The organism is Desulfomicrobium escambiense DSM 10707 (assembly GCF_000428825.1).
Taxonomy (GTDB): domain Bacteria; phylum Desulfobacterota; class Desulfovibrionia; order Desulfovibrionales; family Desulfomicrobiaceae; genus Desulfomicrobium; species Desulfomicrobium escambiense.
The window spans coordinates 20,016-38,512 of sequence record NZ_AUAR01000022.1; the positions used below are offsets into that span (position 1 = coordinate 20,016).

General features: G+C 64.1%; 16 protein-coding genes. 8 read left to right on the forward strand and 8 right to left on the reverse strand.

The genetic code is table 11. The features are described 5' to 3' along the window. Positions 1-84: 84 nt before the first annotated feature. The 5 genes from tmcA to G394_RS0114550 all read right to left on the reverse strand — a co-directional run bounded on the left by tmcA (position 85) and on the right by G394_RS0114550 (position 4,995). Positions 85-474, reverse strand: coding sequence for an acidic tetraheme cytochrome c3 TmcA (gene tmcA / locus G394_RS0114530; protein WP_028578277.1), 390 nt, complete (start codon positions 472-474; stop codon positions 85-87). 9 nt (positions 475-483) lie between these two features. Continuing rightward, a complete protein-coding gene (gene tmcB / locus G394_RS0114535) occupies positions 484-1,800 on the reverse strand; it encodes an electron transfer complex ferredoxin TmcB (protein WP_028578278.1) in 1,317 nt (438 codons plus the stop codon). A 15-nt stretch (positions 1,801-1,815) separates the two neighbouring features. Further along, positions 1,816-2,475, reverse strand: a complete 660-nt coding sequence (tmcC, locus tag G394_RS0114540) for a TmcC family electron transfer complex membrane anchor subunit (protein ID WP_028578279.1) — start codon at positions 2,473-2,475, stop codon at positions 1,816-1,818. Between the two features lie 11 nt (positions 2,476-2,486). After that, positions 2,487-3,752, reverse strand: coding sequence for an electron transfer complex subunit TmcD (gene tmcD / locus G394_RS0114545; RefSeq protein ID WP_028578280.1), 1,266 nt, complete (start codon positions 3,750-3,752; stop codon positions 2,487-2,489). A gap of 466 nt (positions 3,753-4,218) precedes the next feature. Then, positions 4,219-4,995 (reverse strand): hypothetical protein, encoded by a 777-nt coding sequence (locus G394_RS0114550; protein WP_028578281.1) that lies wholly within the window; start codon positions 4,993-4,995, stop codon positions 4,219-4,221. 237 nt (positions 4,996-5,232) lie between these two features. Here G394_RS0114550 and G394_RS0114555 point away from each other — a divergent pair, with 237 nt between their 5' ends. The 8 genes from G394_RS0114555 (at position 5,233) to G394_RS0114590 (ending at position 14,558) form a co-directional block, all read left to right on the forward strand. Continuing rightward, entirely contained in the window at positions 5,233-6,594 is a 1,362-nt protein-coding gene (locus tag G394_RS0114555; protein ID WP_028578282.1) for a dihydrolipoyl dehydrogenase family protein, read from the forward strand. Beyond that, complete coding sequence (locus G394_RS0114560; protein WP_028578283.1) at positions 6,591-7,202, forward strand: Maf family protein; 612 nt, start codon at positions 6,591-6,593, stop codon at positions 7,200-7,202. Before G394_RS0114555 ends, G394_RS0114560 begins: the two co-directional genes overlap by 4 nt. Then, positions 7,195-7,677, forward strand: a complete 483-nt coding sequence (locus G394_RS0114565; protein WP_028578284.1) for a phosphatidylglycerophosphatase A family protein — start codon at positions 7,195-7,197, stop codon at positions 7,675-7,677. Before G394_RS0114560 ends, G394_RS0114565 begins: the two co-directional genes overlap by 8 nt. A 3-nt stretch (positions 7,678-7,680) precedes the next feature. Then, positions 7,681-10,131 carry an ATP-dependent helicase HrpB gene (gene hrpB / locus G394_RS0114570; RefSeq protein ID WP_028578285.1) on the forward strand — a complete coding sequence of 817 codons (2,451 nt, stop codon included), beginning with the start codon at positions 7,681-7,683 and terminating at the stop codon, positions 10,129-10,131. A gap of 387 nt (positions 10,132-10,518) precedes the next feature. Next, entirely contained in the window at positions 10,519-11,442 is a 924-nt protein-coding gene (locus tag G394_RS20390; RefSeq protein ID WP_028578286.1) for a DUF4123 domain-containing protein, read from the forward strand. Beyond that, positions 11,435-11,752, forward strand: coding sequence for a hypothetical protein (locus tag G394_RS0114580; protein ID WP_156902631.1), 318 nt, complete (start codon positions 11,435-11,437; stop codon positions 11,750-11,752). The genes G394_RS20390 and G394_RS0114580 overlap by 8 nt, the downstream gene beginning before the upstream one ends. A gap of 125 nt (positions 11,753-11,877) precedes the next feature. After that, entirely contained in the window at positions 11,878-12,840 is a 963-nt protein-coding gene (locus tag G394_RS0114585) for a T6SS immunity protein Tli4 family protein (RefSeq protein ID WP_028578288.1), read from the forward strand. Further along, a complete protein-coding gene (locus tag G394_RS0114590) occupies positions 12,840-14,558 on the forward strand; it encodes an alpha/beta hydrolase (protein WP_169725576.1) in 1,719 nt (572 codons plus the stop codon). The genes G394_RS0114585 and G394_RS0114590 overlap by 1 nt, the downstream gene beginning before the upstream one ends. 372 nt (positions 14,559-14,930) lie before the next feature. On the opposite strand, the gene selB is transcribed toward G394_RS0114590, so the two are convergent. The 3 genes from selB to G394_RS0114605 all read right to left on the reverse strand — a co-directional run bounded on the left by selB (position 14,931) and on the right by G394_RS0114605 (position 18,450). Continuing rightward, on the reverse strand, positions 14,931-16,835 hold the full coding sequence (selB, locus tag G394_RS0114595; protein WP_028578290.1) for a selenocysteine-specific translation elongation factor: 1,905 nt from the start codon (positions 16,833-16,835) through the stop codon (positions 14,931-14,933). A gap of 9 nt (positions 16,836-16,844) precedes the next feature. Next, positions 16,845-18,206, reverse strand: a complete 1,362-nt coding sequence (locus G394_RS0114600; protein WP_028578291.1) for an aminopeptidase — start codon at positions 18,204-18,206, stop codon at positions 16,845-16,847. An 85-nt stretch (positions 18,207-18,291) separates the two neighbouring features. After that, positions 18,292-18,450 (reverse strand): rubredoxin, encoded by a 159-nt coding sequence (locus G394_RS0114605; protein WP_028578292.1) that lies wholly within the window; start codon positions 18,448-18,450, stop codon positions 18,292-18,294. Positions 18,451-18,497 lie beyond the last annotated feature (47 nt).

Genomic DNA, 18,497 nt, shown 5'->3' on the forward strand with positions numbered 1-18,497 from the left:
AGGCCCCCAAAACGGCGGTAAGAGGTATAAAAAAAGCCCGGTCTCCAAGGGGAAACCGGGCTTTTTGAACGGAACCGAAAAGAATTATTTCTTCACATGGCATTCGCCGCAGGCCACAGGGCCTTTCTTCTTTTCGACGTGACACGACTTGCACTGGCGGTGGTACGCCATGCGCAGGCCGGGCTGGGAGCCCTGGGCTTTCAGGGTATGGCATTCCGAGCAGGCCTGATCTTCGGAACTTTCGCCCTCCACGAGCTTGCCGTCCTTGTAGACGTGATGGCATGCGGCGCAATCTTCGATCGCCGCCTTCTCGTTGTGGGTGTCATGATCGAAGGCGCTGACGGGTCGTTCCAAGGTTCCGAAGGCCTCGACCTTCAGAACCGTGTCCTCCTGGGAAAAAGCCGGAACGCTGCACAGCGTGACGCAGAGCGCGACGAAGCAATAGATGGCGTATCTGTATAGTTTATGTCTCATCACTCACCCCTAGACAGCATTTGGTTTTTCCATGCAATCGTAGATAATCTCACCAAGGAACTTGAGCTGCATGTCCAGTTTGTACTTGTGGATAATATCCTCAAGTCCACCGTGACAGTTATGGCACGGGGCAATGCACACCTTGACGCCGGTGGCCTGAAGCTGTTCAGCCTTGACTCTGTTGCTTTCCACGCGGGAGTTCTTGAATGGCGGCCCGCAGTTGATGACACCGCCGCCCGCGGCGCAGCAGTAGTTGTGTTCCCGGTTGGGCGTCATCTCGATGAAGTTGGGGCAAAAGGCCCGCACCACTTCGCGCGCCTTTTCGTGCAGACCTCGGCCGCGCACGACGTTGCACGGATCGTGGAAGGTCACGGGCTCCTCGAACAGCTTGGCGACCTTGATCTTCCCTTCGTTCAGCAGGTCCCAGTAAAACTCCAGGGCGTGCACGACCGGAATGGGGGGCATGCGCCAGCCGAGAACGCGGTTGCCCGTATCGTATACGGAGCGGAAGGCGTGACCGCACTCGCCCATGACGATCTTCTTGACCCGCAGCCTGGCCGCCGTTTCGAAATGCAGGCGCTTCAGGCGTCCCATCATCTCGGAGTCGCCCGTGTACATGGCCATGTCGGAGTTGTCCCAGCCGGGGGTAGCCGGCATGGTCCAGTCCATGCCCGCCTCGTTCATGATGGCCGCGGCCTGGTAGATGAGCTGGGTCCGGAACTTGGGCTCGGGCCCGATGACCGAGTACATGATCTCGGCCCCTTCCTTCTCCAGCGGGATGCGCGCGTTGGGCAGTTCTTCGCGCATCTCGTCCTCCTGCCAGTGCAGGGCGTCGATCCACTCGTCGTCCTTGACCCACATCTGGTTCATGGTCGCAGAATGGGAATGAGCCGTATCCTGGATGTAGAGCGGCGTGATCTCCAGTTTGTGTGAAATGCGGCGCACCAGCGACATCATGTAGGCGATATCGATTCCGAAGGGACAGTACTGCACGCAGCGGCGGCACATGTTGCACTCGGTCTGCGCCACCTGCACGGCCTGCTTCATGAATTCGGTCGAGACCTTGCCCTTCTTGTCGAGCATCTCCCAGATGGTCTGCTTGACCTTGCCCACCGGCGAGAACCGGGGGTCACGGTCGCGGGAGAGGTAGAAATGGCAGGCCTCGGAGCACAGTCCGCAGTGAGCGCACGTCTCGACGTACGCCTTCAGGCGGGACCCGGCCTCATTGTCGAGCACCTGATTGATCGTCTTCTCGATCCTCTCGGGGGTCAGCTTTTCGGCCCCCCTTTCAATACCTTCGTCCTTTATCCAGACGCGTTCTTTCATAGCGTTCTCCTCTTTTTACCAATCCTTGACGTGGCGCACCATGCCGAACTCGGAACCGATGTATGCCCTGGTCAAGGGAGCCAGAAGCATGTGACTCAGACGCGTGAAGGGGATGGCCACGAGCAGGAGCTCGGCGCACAGCATGTGCAGGATGACCATGGTCATGTAGTCGCCCAGCTGATGGTAGGCGAGGACGCCCGTCACGAACGGCGAGGCCACGAGGGCGAGGAGGGCGAAATCCGTCCAGTCGGTGACATATTTGACTTCGGGCCGCACGACCCGGCGCACGCCGAAGAAGATGCAGGCGCCGATCACGGCAAAGGCGATGATGTCGGCCACGGCGTCGGGGATGGTCACCCAGCCGATGCCGAAGCCTTCCTCGATCATGATCTGGTGCGCGGACACGAAGATCAGCAACGCAAAGAAGGCGATGTGAAAGAAGAACGCCACGCCCGTGAAGACGGGGTGCAGCCTCATGTTCACGGTGTTGAACGGGATGGACCAGTTGATGATGGACCTGAGCCCGTACTTGAGGGAAACGTAGTTGAGAAGGACCTGGTCCTTCTGCCTGGCGACGCTCAGGGTCGACCAGATCTTCCAGATCGACCCCAGCGCGAAGATGGTCCACGCCGCCCAGGCCAAGGGGCCGGATACCAGCAAATAAATGTCCTGCATGTCGGGCCTCCTTATCCGATGATTTTTGCGACGGGTTCGACGATTCTCATGTACTTCCCGTCCGCGATGGCGCGAATGAGGACCTTGCTTCCATCCGGACTGAAGGTGGGATCGAAGCACTGGTCGAAGCCCTGGCCGTAGTCCTTGCCGTCCACCGCGATGGTGAACTTGCCCTTCTTCTCGACCCGGGCTGCGACATGCTTGCTGTCGGGGGAGAATACCGGGGCGAAGCACATGTCGTACTGGCCGCCCCAAGGCTTGTCGTCGGCGAAGACCGTCCACTTGCCGTCCTGCTTGCCCAAGGCGGCAAGGCGCTTTCCGTCGGGGCTGAAGGTCATGTCCATGACCATGTCGCCAAAGGTGGTGTTCCAGGGCTTGCCGTCCACGGCCAGGGTCCAGCGGCCGTATTCGGGGCAGACGATGGCGGCCAGCTTGTCGCCGGACGGGCTGAACTGCTGCTGCCAAGTCTGGAAGAACGACGGCTGCCAGATGACCTTGCCGTCCTGGGCCATACCCCATTTGCCGGACAGGCGCACCGGCGCCACCACCGATTTGCTCTTGGGATGGAACAGGGGCTCCCACACCTGGTTGAAGATGGCGTTCCAGGGCTTGCCGTCCACGACGATGGTGTAGTCGAACAGGTTCAGACGCACCTGCGCGGCCACGGACGAATTGTCGGCGCTGAAGCGCGGGCTCCAGGCGTTGACGAAATTGACGTCCCAGGCTTCCCCATCCACGGCCACGGAAAAGATGCCGTCCTTGAACTTGAAGACTTCGGCCTGCCCCAGGGGGATGGTCTGCACCACGGCGGCGGATTTCTTTCCGTCGGCGCTCAGATGAAAATTGTTGGCGTTGGCGTAGAGGTTTTCCCAAGCCACGCCGTCCACGACCATGCCGTACGTCATGGAGTCGGCGACGCAGCAGGCGATGACCGATCCGTCCTTGGAAAACATGGTGTTGAACAGGAAGCCGAAGCTTTCCTCCCACTGTTCGCCGTCGACGCACATGGTCCAGTCGCCCTGGTCGTTGGCCAGACCGGCCAGACGCCCGTCAGGTGAGTACCGCAGATACCAGATACGCTCATACCTGGGTTCCCAGCACGATCCGTTGACGCAGACGCTGAATTCGCCCTCGCCGGTCTTGACGACTGCACCCACCTGCTCGCCGTCCGGGCTGGCCTGGTTTTCCTCCCGCCACTCAACGTCGCAGTCACATTCGGTCAAGTCGGCCACGGTTCTGGAGCCTACGCCCCAATCCCAGGCAGAATAGTCACTCATACACACCCTCCTTACCAACTTGGTTACGCCCAAAACTTGTCACGGTCGCCCGATGATCACGGCAGAAATCCGTCCCGGGTCCCGTCATTTCCTGTTATGAAATTACCCCTCCAGCACTGCTTTACTACCCATTTTTTTTTGTGATCCCGCTATCATGGTAATCAGAGTCTGTAAACACCATTTTCATTTCAGACTCTTTGAGTCTACAACTTTTCGGATTCACCTTGTACGAATATAACGCCACAACAACGCTGAACGAACGAATTCCGACTGGGCATATCAATATTACATGCGATAGCAGCCAACAAACCAGAATTGTTGAACACGACAGTGCGTTCCAGACGAATTGAGCGTCGACGAACACGCGTTGAAATAAAACAACCCGGTCAAGCCGGGTTATTCGGAGGGCGGAAGGGCCGAAAGAAAAAAAGCGGGTTTGGTCCGGCCGCAGGCTGCGGCAGACCGGTCAGAGGGAGTCGGACTTGTCCTCCAGGATATCGACGGGAGGCGCTGAAGGCAGGCCCTTGGGCGTATCGGCGGTGACATCGATGGGCTTCGGCGAAACCACCGCGCCCTTGCTGTCGATCATTGTCCGTTCGTCGAGGATGGCGATCCCCAGACGGTCCATGACCTCGCGCTTGTAGTCGTATTCCATGTTCTTCTTGCGCAGCTTGTAGTTGAGCACCATGCGCACCACCCCGAAGATGGTGCCCGCGGCCAGCACGCAGCCAAGGCCGATGAGCAGGAACCGGGATGCGGCCTCGCCGAATCTGGCCAGAAAGTCCATGATGGCGCCCATGTTGTACACCACGCCGATCAGGGCCCCCAGGAGCAGAAGGGTCAGCAGAAAAGGCAACTGGAAACAGAAGTTTGCGGTTCTGGCCAGCTTCCCGGCGAACCCTTCGAGCCCGTCCTCCTTGAAGACCGCCTGACCGCGCTGGCCGTAGAGAAAGGAATTGAAGGCCACGACCACGATCCCGGTGAGGAAGGTCAGGGCCACCGGTGCGGCGAAGGACACCAAGAAATAGGCTTTCCAGGGAAAGGGTACGTCGACGGGCTTGCCCGTGACCGCCACCTCGTCGATGCCCAGCTGGTAGACCCAGCAGACGAGGAAGATGAGCACCTCGACCACGATCAACAGCTGGACGTACCTCCTGAAGAGGTCCTTGATCTCGTAGTCGTCGAAGAGCGAGGCGACTCCCTTTCTTCTACCGCCGCTCTTGGTCTTCTGATTGTCCTGCATTGTATCTCCGTGTTGCGCCGGCCGTCGGCGGGCGGCAACTTCGCGTCTGAAATCCGAGTGTTCCGGTTCCTGTTGCGGCTGGACCGCGCCGTCACCGCCGCATCCGACGGCGAGGCGCCCAGCTGGTTTCCGGCGCCAAGCCGCCGGACAGTCCTGAGGGTTGAGTTCCGCCCTGCTTCGGATTAGGCATGAGAGCTTCGTTCACGAATCCCAACAATAGCCTTAGCGGGTATTTCCATGAGCCATTTTGACATCATTGTCATCGGGGCGGGACCGGGCGGTTATGCCGCAGCTCTTCTCGCCAGTCAAAGAGGAAAAACGGTCGCCCTCATAGAAAAAGAACACCTCGGCGGGACCTGCCTGAACTGGGGCTGCATCCCCACCAAACTCTACCTCGGCGCCACTGCGCCCCTTGAGGGGCTGCACGCCCAATCCAGGCTGCGCCTGTGCAGCGGGTCCATCGCAGTTGATATGCCCGCGCTGAAAAAACGCAAGGGCGCCTTCGTCTCGGCCACGCACAAGGCCATGTCCTCCCGCCTCGAAAAGGACGGAGTGGCCCTGATCCGGGGCGCGGCCGAGCTGACCGGGGCCACGACCCTGCGTGTCGCCGACGAATCGGTGCGCGAGCTGTCCTTCTCTGCGCTCGTCATCGCCACCGGCTCCTCATCCAACTGGTTCCCCGGCCTTGAGCCGGACCACGAGCGCATCCTCGACTCCACGGACCTGCTTGATCTGGAAGAGGCGCCCGAAAGCCTGGCCGTCATCGGCGCCGGGGCCATCGGCCTGGAAATGGCCGACTTCTGGAACCGCCTGGGAACGCGCATCGACCTCGTCGAAGCCGCGCCGCGCATCGCCCCGGCCGAGGACGAGGAGATCGCCCAGACCCTGCACGGCATACTCAAACGCAAGAAGTGGAACATCGTCACGGGCAAGCGCGTGGCAGGCATCGTAAACGAAGGGGATGCGGTGCTGACCCGTCTGGAGGACGGCACGGAGATCCGCAGCGCCAAGGCCCTCGTGGCAGTGGGCCGCAAACCCAACACGGCCGGGCTCGGACTCGGGACCGCCGGAATCGACACGCGCGGAGGGGGCTGGATCGCCACCGATGATTGCCTGCTGGCCGCGCCGAATATCTACGCCATTGGCGACGTCAACGGCCGCACCCTCCTGGCCCATGCCGCCGAACACCAGGGGCACTACGCCGTGCGTCACGCCCTTGGCGAGTCGACCGCGCCCTACGAACCGGGGCCCATGCCGGGCTGCATCTACGGTTCCATCGAGGTCATGCGCGCCGGCGCCACCGCCGCCGAACTGATGGCCGCCGGCACGCCCGTCCAGGTCTCCCGCGCCAACCTCGGAGCCAACCCCATCTCCCAGGCCCACGGCCAGGCCCAGGGCCTAGTCAAGGCCGTATGGTCCGACGGCGTGCTGCGGGGCCTGAGCGCCGTGGGGTACGGAGCCTCGCACCTGGTCACCCTGGCCGAGATCATGGTCCGCGACGGCTGGACCCGCGCCACGGCCCACGAGCACATCTTCGCCCACCCGACCCTGGACGAGAGCCTGCGCGACGCCCTGACCGCCCCCCTGGAGGACAAGTGAGCCAGGGCCCGTTCCGCGCCCGCAGGCCCCTGGTCCTGGCCTCGGCCTCGCCCCGCAGACAGGCCCTGCTGGCCGGGCAGGGGCTGCATTTCGAGGTCGTCCCCAGCGCCGTGAAGGAGCCCGCGCCCGAACCCGTCGAAGCCCCGTCCGACTACGCGGCCCGCATGGCCCGCATCAAGGGCGCCGACATCGCCGCCCGCCACCCCGACAAGGTTGTGCTCTCGGCCGACACCATCGTGGTCCGGGGAACCGACATCCTCGGCAAGCCGCAGGACTGCCGCGAGGCCGTCGACATGCTTTCGTCCCTGTCCGGCGGCTGGCACGAGGTCATCACGGGTTTCTGCGTGCTGTGCGAACGCGACGCCCTGGCCGTCTGCCACACCGTGACGACCAGGGTGCACATGGCCGCCAACTCCCCGGAAATGCTCGCGGCCTACGTGGCCACGGGCGAACCCATGGACAAGGCCGGCGCCTACGGCATCCAGGGCATCGGCGCCTTCCTGGTGGACGAGGTGCAGGGTTCCTACACCAATGTAGTCGGTTTGCCCCTGCGTTCGATCCTGAACATCCTCCTGGAAATCGGAGCCATCGGAGTGGCCGATGCCTGAAACCAAACCCGAACCACTCTCCTCCCGACTGGCGACCCATCTGGCCACCCTCGGCCCGGCCGGGCGCATGCCCAAGGCCCCGGGCACGTGGGGCTCCCTGGCGGCCGCCGCCGCGGCCCCCGTTCTGTTCCTGCCCCTGCCCCTCTGGGCGCGCCTCGCGGTCCTGGCCGTCCTCTTTCCCGTCGGAGCCTGGTGCGCCGGACGGACCGAAAAGTGTCTGTGCTGCAAGGACCCGTCCTGCGTGGTGGTTGACGAACTGTGGGGGCAGTGGATCGCCCTGCTCCCCCTGGGCGCGGCCGAGCCGCTGTGGATCGTCCCGGCCTTTCTGCTCTTCCGCCTCTTCGACATCGCCAAGCCCTGGCCCGTGCGGGCCTCGGAGCGCTGGCTGCCCGGTGGCTGGGGCATCATGATCGACGACGGGCTGGCCGGCCTGTACGCCCTGCTCGTCCTGCTGGTCTGCCGCGCCCTGTTCTAGACCATGGCGTCCACGCTCCCGCCGCTACCCCCGCTGCCCATTGACGTAGTCCTGCCCGAGCTGTCTCATGCCCTGCGCACGGACACGGCCTGCGTGGTCCACGCCCCACCGGGCAGCGGCAAGACCACTCGCATCCCCCTGGCCCTCATGGACGCCCCCTGGGCCGCCGGGCGCAAGATCCTCATGCTCGAACCCAGGCGCCTGGCCGCGCGCGCCGCGGCCAGGCACATGGCGGGCCTACTGGGGGAGAAGGCCGGGGAGCGCGTCGGCTACCGCACGCGCCTGGACATCCGGGTCTCGTCCTCAACCCGTGTCGAGGTCGTGACCGAGGGCATCCTGACGCGCATGCTGCAGCACGACCCGGAACTCACGGGCTACGCCTGCGTCATCTTCGACGAATTTCATGAAAGAAGCCTCCAGGCCGACCTGGGTCTGGCCCTGTGCCTGGAAGTCCGCGCCGCCCTGCGGCCCGACCTGCGCCTGGCCGTCATGTCCGCCACCCTCGACGTGGAGGCCGTGGCCGCGCTCCTGGCCCCGTGCTGCATCCTGTCCTGCCCGGGACAGGTCCACGCGGTGGAGACCCGCTACCTGCGCCTGCCCGAACGCTTCGTCGAGGAACGCATGGCACGCGCCGTATCCCTGGCCCTGGCCACGGAAACGGGAAGCATCCTGGCCTTCTTGCCCGGTGCGCGCGAAATCCGCCGCACGGAGGAACTCATCGGCGCGCCATCCCCCGGCGTGGAGGTCCACCCGCTCCTGGGCGCCCTGACCGCGGCCGAGCAGGACAGGGCCATCTCCCCGCCCCCGGCCGGGACGCGCAAGGTCGTGCTGGCCACGGCCATCGCCGAAACCTCCCTGACCATCGAGGGCGTGCGCGTCGTCATCGACAGCGGCCTGGCCCGCCTGCCCCGCTTCGATCCCAGAAGCGGCATGACGGTCCTGGTCACGGAGCCCGCCTCCCTGGCCACCGTGACCCAACGGCAGGGCCGCGCCGGCCGCACGGGGCCGGGCGTGTGCCTGCGCCTCTGGGACCCGGCCGACGAGGTCAGCCGCAAACCCTTCCCCGCCCCGGAAATGCTGGAGGCCGACCTCACCCCCCTGGCCCTGGACCTGGCCCTGTGGGGTGCAGCCTCCCCCGCGGACCTCGCGTGGCTGACCCCGCCACCGACCGGAAATTTCCAGAGTGCCAGACGCCTCCTGCGGGAACTCGGCGCCCTCGACGACACAGGACGCATCACGGCCCACGGCCGCGACATGGCCGCCCTGCCCCTGCACCCGCGCCTGGCGCACATGGTCCTCGCAGCCAAACGCATCGGCCACGGCCCCACCGTGGCCCACCTGGCCGCCATCCTGGGCGAACCGGGCCGCATCATGCGCTCCTCCCCGGACCTGCGCGAAGCCGTGCGGCCGCGGGGGCTCTCCGACACGCTGCGGGCCTCCATGGAGCAGATCGCCCGGCTCGCCTCCGTCAAACCCGGGCCCGTCGACCCCGAATCCGTCGGACTGCTAACTTCCCTGGCCTACCCCGACCGCATCGCGCGCCGCCAGGAGGACGGGTCCTACCGCCTGACCAGCGGCCGCAAGGCCGTCTGGCCGGGACCCAGCACCCTGTCGGGCCACGAATTCCTGGCCGTGGCGCAACTGGACGGCAGCGCCGACAACGCCCGGATCTGGCAGGCGGCCCCGCTCTCCTGGCAGGAACTGCACAAACATTTCGGGAATCTCATGCTCTTCGAGGACGAGGTGCGCTTCGACCCGCTCCTCGACCGCGTGGTCAGCCGCCGAAAACTGATGCTCGACGCGCTCTGCCTGCGGGATGAACCCCTGGCCGCCGACCAGGATGCCGTGACCAGGACCCTCCTGGCCGGGCTCAAAGACGTCTCGCGCCTGCCCTGGGATGACCAGAGCCGCGCCCTGCGCGACCGCGTGCGCTTTCTGCGCAGCCTCGACGAGACAACCTGGCCCGACCTGTCCGACGCAGCCCTCCAGTCCTCCCTGACTGACTGGCTCGGACCCTTCGCTCCCGGCATGCGCTCCACGGCGGACCTCGCCCGGGTCCCGCTCCTGGAGGCCCTGAAAAACCTCATCGGATGGGAAAAACTCAAACTCCTGGACCGCCTGGCCCCGGAATACCTCGACGTTCCCTCGGGTGCCCGGCGCCGCGTCGACTACTCACCGGAATCCGGCCCCGTCCTGCCCGTCAAGCTCCAGGAAATGTTCGGCTGCGCCGACACCCCCACCCTGGCCGGCGGCCGCCACCCCCTCGTCCTGCACCTGCTCTCCCCCGCCGGCCGCCCCCTGCAGGTCACCCGCGACCTGCCCTCCTTCTGGAAGAACGGCTACCCCCTCGTGCGCGCCGAAATGCGCGGCCGATACCCCAAACACCCCTGGCCCGAAGACCCCGCCAACGCCATGCCCACGGCCAAGACAAAGAAGACCATGACGCCGAGATAAGAACGCCTCCGGCGGGTAGGGGACGCGCCCGCTGCACCCCATTCATGTCTTTCGCTTCTCACACCCTTCCGCCCCGCCTCAAGCGGTCCGTCGCGGACCGGGCAAGAGCCGTCGGCTGTCCGACCGAGCCAAGCACCATTTGCTCCCCGGCCGTCAAACGGTCAACGCGCCGCCCTCTGCCCGAAGCTCAAGGCCGGGAAGCATTACGAGGCCCTCAAGGAAGTTCCGGCAGTCCTTGCCCGGCCCGCGACTCCCGGAAAAGACAGCTCATTATACTGATAATGCCCAATACCACTCCCTAGCATCACGCATTACCTTCTCCGCTACAAGAATGTTTGACGCCCTCAGAGACGGGGGCAGGACACTGCTACGCAGGAGGTCAAATTGATGGAGGTCATGAATGCCTGCGGCGCGCTCCGACGTGTCGAAAACCCGGGTGCGCTTCTGCAGGAAACCCGCGACAAAGGGTGCGCGTTCTGGCTGATTCTGGACCCCCTGTGTCACCAGGAGGCCCTGGCCCAGCTGTACGACAATGAGCCCGACACGGAAAAAACCATCCTATTCCTGAAAACCACGCTGGCGGAATCAAGCGAGGTTTCACCCTGGCTTGCGGCCCTTTCCCTGAATTCCCCCATGGAGCGTTGGATCAACGAATCCAAGGCATCAGGATGGGGGTTCTATTTCACTTCGGACGCCCCCTTCTCCGAAATACTCGCCCATCTGCGCAGCCTGGTCTTCATCAAGAGGGGTGAGAAACGGGTCATCTTTCGCTTTTGGGATGGACGCATACTTACACGCATCTGCCAAGGCATACCCGAGGACATCCCCATGCTGCTGGGGCCCATCCGCCGCATCCTGACCCAGGACGAAGGGGACGGGTGGATCTGCATCGACAGGGACGGGGACGCGTACATGGAAGAAGCGCATCGTCCGGGAACGGTCCTGCCCAGCCCCTGGTACGCCTTCACGGACCGCCACGACCGGCTTTTCCACGGCAAGCGCCCCGGGATCGTCGCCAGGAACATCGTCGAGTCCCTGTTCAATGAAAAAATGGAGCATGGCCTCGCCCTGCCACCAAACGAGGCGCTCTCGGCCTTTGTCGCCCGCCACGTGAACCGTGGTCTGGCCCTGGGGCTTTGGGGGTTGGAGGCCCTGGAACTCTTTGTCCGCTGCTGCCTGCGTCACGGCGAGTGTTTCCCCGACGCGCAGGCCATGCCGGTCCTTTCCCCCCTTGCCCGCACACCGCTCGACGAGGACGCGGCCGTGGCCGTCATGCGCCGCTTCTGCAACCAGGGAGGTTCCCATGTCTGACCCAGGAATGTGTTCTGTCTGCCCCAAGTTGAAACGCGTCGGCTTTGCCCTGGAGACACAGGGCAGCGAGCCGCCCGTGCCCCTGCCAGGAGGGGTAATACATGCCTTCAGTGTCGCGGCAGAGGGCGAACGGCAGGAACTGGGCCTGTTCCAGACCGTGGTCTGGCTGGGCCCCGAGGACGACCCGCAGGCCACGACCGAAGGCCATCCCTGGCGTGACTACACCTACGCCCAGACCACGACGGTGCACCAGACAGACGACCTCGATTACATCCCCATACTGCCGCGCGGAAAAGGCGGCCGGCCATGACCCGGGGCCGAACAGCCCCCCGCAGCGGCTCCGCCGTCAGCGGAAGCCCCATATCCCGTGCGCAGCGTTGCGCACTGTGCTTCCTTGCCATCCTGACACTTCTTCTCGCCGGAGGTTGCAAAACCATGCAGCACACCACAACAAGCCAGCCCCCCCTGCCTGTGCCCCTCTACCCCGTGGGACGCTTCCTCTTCCCCGTGCCTCAGGGGCTGGAGTTCCAGGGCAGGATCATAAACATCAACGATATGTCCATCGAAGAAACGGACTGGAACTCCGGGGACCGCGCAAAGCAGTTTCGGGCCCTCTGGGAACCGGTCCGCGACGAGGCCAGGAAGCACTACGACGTGTACAAGAACACGCCCGTCGTCCGAGGCGGGTTCGTCCAGGAGGACGTCAGCGAACACTTCGGCCACCCGGCCGTCCTGCTCTGCTACTCGGCCCAAAACGGCGCGCACTGGATCGACACGTTCGTGGCCTTGCCGGACTGGATCCTGCGCATCAAGGAGGAAACTGCCTATGAGATAGGCAAGGAATGCTTGGGCGACCTGAAAGGGACGACCCTGGACTTTTTCAGGCACTACCGCACGGACAGGTCAGATCTCCCGGCGGACATGTTCTGGACGGGGAGGGGGTGGATGCGGGGGATGAAGACATGGGACGAGAGCGCAGATGCCTACGCACGGCGCGAAGAGACGGATACTGGGCCGAAAATATCGCTGAATCTAAGGACGTACACGATCTCGACTCCTGATGAACCGGCCAAATCGATCAAATCGATACGAAAAATTCTTGATGGAAATAAGATCGATCTCAAAATCCTGCGTTCACGCCACCGCACCTTCGAGGGCATGCCCGGTCTGGAGGAAGTCGTTATCCTTTCCGGGCATGAATGCGGCACACCAAAATCGACACTCTTTGCCAAGTGGGCCATCGAAGCAGAAGCCAAAAACCCGCAAAGACCTACGATCTACCTGGAGATGAGCTGCGACGCAGCAGCTCAGGACGATGCTTTGCGCTTCTGGGACGCGTCAATAAATAATTTTATATCCATTCAAGCATGGCACGCCAAGATGAGAGGAGGAAGATAATGCGCAACAATACACCCAAAGTACCCTACGACGATCCACTGCGACACAGGAAGACCCCGCGGGAAATGCTTAAGGAACCGATTTCCACAGAATGCGAGGCCTGCAGGGACAACATCATCCAGGTCCTGCGTGACACCATCGCAGTCATCTTCGTGCCCGGCATCATGGGCTCAAAGCTGAAAAATCCCAAGAATGCTCCCGCTTGGAATCCGGACGACCTCTCGTTCATGTCGGGTACATACATGTGGGCAAAGCCAAAAGATCGCTACAACCTTCTCATCAAAAATAAACCAAGCCTCTTGAACGAGATCACCGAGAAACACATCAACTACCCCAAAGCCGAAGAACGCGGCTGGGGCAGCGTGGCCTGGAGCTTTTACGGGGACCTGCTGACCTCCATCCAGGACTGGGCCACGCCCCTCAAGGTGCTGCTGGACCTGCCCGTCTACGCCTTCGGCTACAACTGGCTGGAGTCAAACCGCGTGTCCGGGGAGAAGCTGCGCGAATTCATCCACACCATCAAGGCCGAAAAGGTCATCCTCGTGACCCACTCCATGGGCGGTCTGGTGGCGCGCTGGGCCTTGGGAGGCGATGAAGCCGGGGACGTCGCAGCAAAGGTCCTCGGCGTCGTCCATGGCGCGCAGCCCGTGCACGGCGCCCCGGTGGCTTACCGGCGCATGATCGCCGGGCAGGAGGTGGACGGCTTCTTCAACATCCTGGGCATGCTCGGCGCCAAGGTTCTCGGGTCCGACGGCCCGTCCATCACCGCCATCTTCCCCCACGCCGAGAGCGCCCTGGAACTCCTGCCCAGCCAGCATTACCGCACCAACGACGGCAGGCGGGAATGGCTGCACGTCCAGGATCCAGGCTCGCCGGACGGGCTTCAGTCCTACCCCAAGGGCGACCCGTACCGGGAAATCTACGCCAGAAGCAGCCATCGCGACTTCTGGGGCATGATCCACGGCGGCTGGTTCCAGCCGGACCCTCTGGAGGAAGGGGCCTTGGGCCGCGTCTTCCATGGCGAGGCGACAGAGGCGGATCCCGACTCAGAAATTCGGGCCAGGATATTTCTGAACAGGCTGGAGGCGGTTCGGAGTTTTCACGCCACGATCGGCGACTACAGCCATCCGCGCACCATGCAGCTCTTCAGCAGCGGCGGCCAGGACACGTGTTCGGAAGTGAGCTGGCTGGCCAGGGACGTGACCCTGACCGTGGCGCGCCGCCCCGGCGACATGCGCGGGGACAGGGACATGAGGGACAGGTATTTCGCCCTGCGGCACATCCCGGGCATCCTGGAACGCAGCCGGGGCGAATACAGCGAGGTCCGCTGGGTCGAGGCCGACGGATCCCACGGAAAAACGGTGCCCTGGGACACGCCCTTTGCGGAACTGGACAGAGGAATCAGGGAAGGACGGCGGCTCATCCTGCTACGAGTGTCAGATTTCGGCGACACGGAACCGGGCATGGCCGACACATGCAACCTGGGCGACGGCACGGTGCCGCTCAGTTCAGCGACAGGCCTCCAGCCGGATTGCACCACCTGGGGCAACGCAACGCACACCCTTCCGTTCTGGCAAAACGCTTGGCACTCCATGATCGCCACCGGTTGTCCCACAAACGCGAACCATTCGGGATTCTTCGACCAGAGTTCCATCCAGGCCACCATCAACACCATCCACAACCTCTGTCTGGGATGGCTCCGGGAAGAGTACGACTAAAAGCACGGACTGCTTTCCTGCGCTGGACGATGGGACGAAGGAGATTGGAGTGCAGGGGGTGCACCCCCTGCACTCCATGCACCTCTTTCTTTCTCCACGCACTTCCGCCCCGTCTCAAGCGGTTCGTCGCGGGCCGGGCAAGGGCTGTCGGCTGTCCGACCGAGCCAGGCATCGTTTGCTTCCCGACCGTCAACCGCTCAACGATCCCCCTCTGCCCGAAGCTCAAGACCGGGAGGCATTACGAGGCCCGCGAGGAAGTTCCGGCAGGCCTTGCCCGGCCCGCGACGGATCGCGACTCCCTCCCACCAAAATGAAAAATCCCCGCCAAAGCGGGGACTCTTCACATCGCACAAACAAATCGGACCTAAACCATCACCTTTTGCGCAACTGCCTCTTGTCCCCGATGCGCATGGTGAGCTTCTCCTTGTCCAGGTACTCCAGAACCGGGATGGCGAACTTGCGGGTCAGCTCCGTCAGGTCCCGGAAATCCTGCGGGCCCATCTCCTGGTTGGATCCGAAGAAGCCCCGCACGCGGGCGATGATGTCGTCCATGGCCGTCTTGGCGTAGTAGAATTCCTCGCTGACCTTGATGAGCACGCCCTCTTCCATCAGCAGACGGTACATCTGGGCCACGTCCTTGGCGGCCAGCCCGTTCTCCTCCAGAAACGCCTTGGTGGTCGGCGGCATGAGGCCTGCCTGGACATAGGCCAACTCCATAAGCGCCCGCAGGCCCGACTGGTCCGAGGCCAGGGAGACCACGTGGCCCGGCAGGCGCAATGTGTCGCCTTCCAGGACCACCTGGCCGGACTTGACCAGCCGCTCCACCAGGAAGTGGACCAGCTTGGGGTGCATGCCCCGGCCAAAGCCCGAGAGGAGCTCGGCCCGGGACAGGCCCTGCCGCATGGGCTCGCGCCTGTGGTACTCGCCGAGGTAGGCCAGACACTCCGCGCCCAGGGTTTCGAGGACGTCGGCGCCGACATAGCGCTTGTCCTCGCGATCGAACTGAAAGGCGAGCTGCCGGCCGCCCAAGAGCTGCAGGGTCTTGTCCAGGAGCTTGGACTCCATGTCCGTCATGATGCGCAGTTCCGCCACGGTCAGGCCCGTGCGGCCGGCCAGGCGCAGCTGGGCCAGGAGGAGTTCCTCGCCGCCCATGGCGCCCAGGGAGTTCAAGGTCTCAAGCTCGCGGGAGTGGCGTTTGACCTTACGGCCCAGGGGGTTGACGATGCGCCCGCCGGCAACTGTCTGCAAAGGTGAGAAGGAGCGCACGATGCAGCGGTCCCCGAACACGCCGGGCAGGGGCGTGGGGAATCGCACCTGGCAGACGGCCGTCTCGCCGGGCTCCAGCTTGTCGCGGTCGAGGAAGAAGAGGCGCGCCAGTACCTCGCGCGAGCCGTGATGGAAATGGACCTCGGTGCGGTGCTTGAGGGGATTGGGCGACGACGACAGGCAGGTCATCTCCACGTCCCAGACCAGAGACGGGAAGAGGGTCTGGGGATGGGCCAAGACCTCGCCGCGCTCAAGGTCCGCCACCTCCAGGCCGTAGAGATTCACAGCCGTGCGCTCGCCGGCCCGGGCCGTGTCCGTGGTCACGCCGTGGACCTGCAGGCCGCGCACCTTGGAGCGGTGGCCCGAGGGCACGATCTCGATCTCCTCGCCCAGGCGCAGGACACCGGAAATGGACGTGCCCGTGATGACCGTGCCGTGGCCCTTCATGGTGAAGACGCGGTCCACGGGCAGGCGGAAGAGGTCCGAGCGGCGGTCCGGAGAGAACGTCGTGGCCAGCTCCAGGATGGCGGCGCGCAGCTCGGGCAGGCCCGCGCCGCTGTGGGCCGAGACGGGCATGATGGGCGCGCCCTCCAGGAACGTGCCCTGCAGGTAGGCGCCGACTTCCTCGCGCACCAGTTCGAGCCACTCCTCCTCGACCATGTCCGTCTTGGTCAGGGCCACGAGCCCGGCCCGGATGCCGAGCAACGAGCAGATTTCCAGATGCTCGCGGGTCTGGGGCATGATGCCCTCGTCGGCGGCGATGACCAGCAGCACGAAGTCGATGCCCGCCGCGCCGGCCACCATGTTCTTCACGAACCGCTCATGGCCCGGCACATCGATGACGCCCAGGCGGATGTCCGGGGTCAGGTCCAGGTATGCGAAGCCCAGTTCGATGGTGATGCCGCGCTTCTGCTCCTCGGCCAGCCGGTCGCAGTTGATGCCGGTCAGGGCCTTGATGAGGCTCGTCTTGCCGTGGTCGATGTGCCCGGCCGTTCCCATGATGACAGGCATGCCGTCCTCCTAGCTGCGGTAGAATGCTGAGTAGGCCAGAACCGTCGCGTACAGGTCCGCCTTGGAACTGATCTCGAAGGGGCTGTGCATGGACAGCACGCCGGGGCCGAAATCGATGATCTCCATGCCGTAGACGGCCAGATCCTTGGCCACGGTGCCCCCGCCGCCCTCGTCGACCTTGCCCATCTCGGCCATCTGCCAGGGGATGTCCTCGGCCGCGAGCAGGGCGCGGAACCAGGCCACGTACTCGCAGTCGGCCTCGCTGGCCCCGTACTTGCCGCCGTGGCCCGTGAACTTGGAAAAGACCGGGCCATGGCCCAGGAGGGAGGCGTTGAATTTGTCGTGCACGTCCTGGTAGTCCGGGTCCAGGGGGCAGTGCACGTCGGCCGACACGGCCTTGGTCCGTCCCAGGACGTGGCGCAGGCGGGTCTGCGGCTCCCAGGCGTCGAGGATGTCCTCCAGGGCGTGCTCCATGAAGCGCGACTTGGCGCCGGTCGCGCCGTCGGAGCCGATCTCCTCCTTGTCGAAGAGGAGCAGAACCTGGGTGTGCTCCCCGGCCGAGGCGTCCAGAAAGGCCTTGACCGCCGTGAATACGCACAGGCGGTCGTCCTGACCGTAGCCGCCCAGAAGAGATCGGTCCAGGCCGACGTAGCGCGCCCGGCCCGAGGGCACGACCTGCAACTCGGCGCTGAAGAGGTCCTCCTCGCCGATGGCGTAGCGCGCGTGAAGGAGTTCAAGGACCTTTCGCCTGACCTTGGCCTCCTCACCGGTCGTGGCCGGTTCGTGGCCGAAGGCCAGGTTCAGCTTCTCGCCGACGAAGGCTTTCTCCACGGTCTCCTCACGCTGCTTGCGCGCCAGATGCGGCAGCAGGTCCAGGACCGTGAACACGGGATCGGAATCATCCTCACCGATGCAGACCGGGATGACGCGGCCGTCCAGGGCCACCACGGTGCCGTGCAGGGCGAGGGGCCTGGCCAGCCACTGGTATTTCTTGATGCCGCCGTAATAGTGCGTCTTCATGAGGGCCACCTGACACTCCTCGTGCAGCGGGTGCTGCTTGAGGTCCAGGTGCGGCGTGTCGGCGTGGGCGGTGATGAGCCGCAGGCCCTGCGCCATGGGTGCGCGCCCCCGCCGGGCCAGCAGCACGGCCTTGGAACGGAAGGGAATCATGGCCAGGCCGTTTGACAGCCCTGCGGAAAATCCCGCGACCGCGCCCTGCTCGAGAACCCAGGCGACGGTCTCCCGCTCGGTCTTGCACCGCGTCAGGAATTCGAGAAACTCATCGGCCAGCGCATCCATCCGCGCCCTGTCGCCGTCCGAACCGTAGCGCTCCCAGCAGTTCTTCGCCGTGTACTTCAAGACCTCGTCCATCGCGTTCTCCTCGAAAATCCATTCAACAGAAAAAAAGGGAGCGGAATCGCTTCCCGCTCCCCACGAACCCGAAAACCGTCAGCCCTCAGCCCATCTTCTCGAAGTATTCCTTTTCCGCACCGCACTTGGGGCAGACCCAATCTTCGGGCAGGTCTTCGAAAGCGGTCCCCGCCGGAATGTTGTTGTCGGGGTCGCCTTCAGCCGGGTCGTACACGTAACCGCACGGGCATTCCCATCGTTCCATGGCCATGGTCGCCTCCATCGGAGTTGAAGTGAACGGGTTGAAATCCT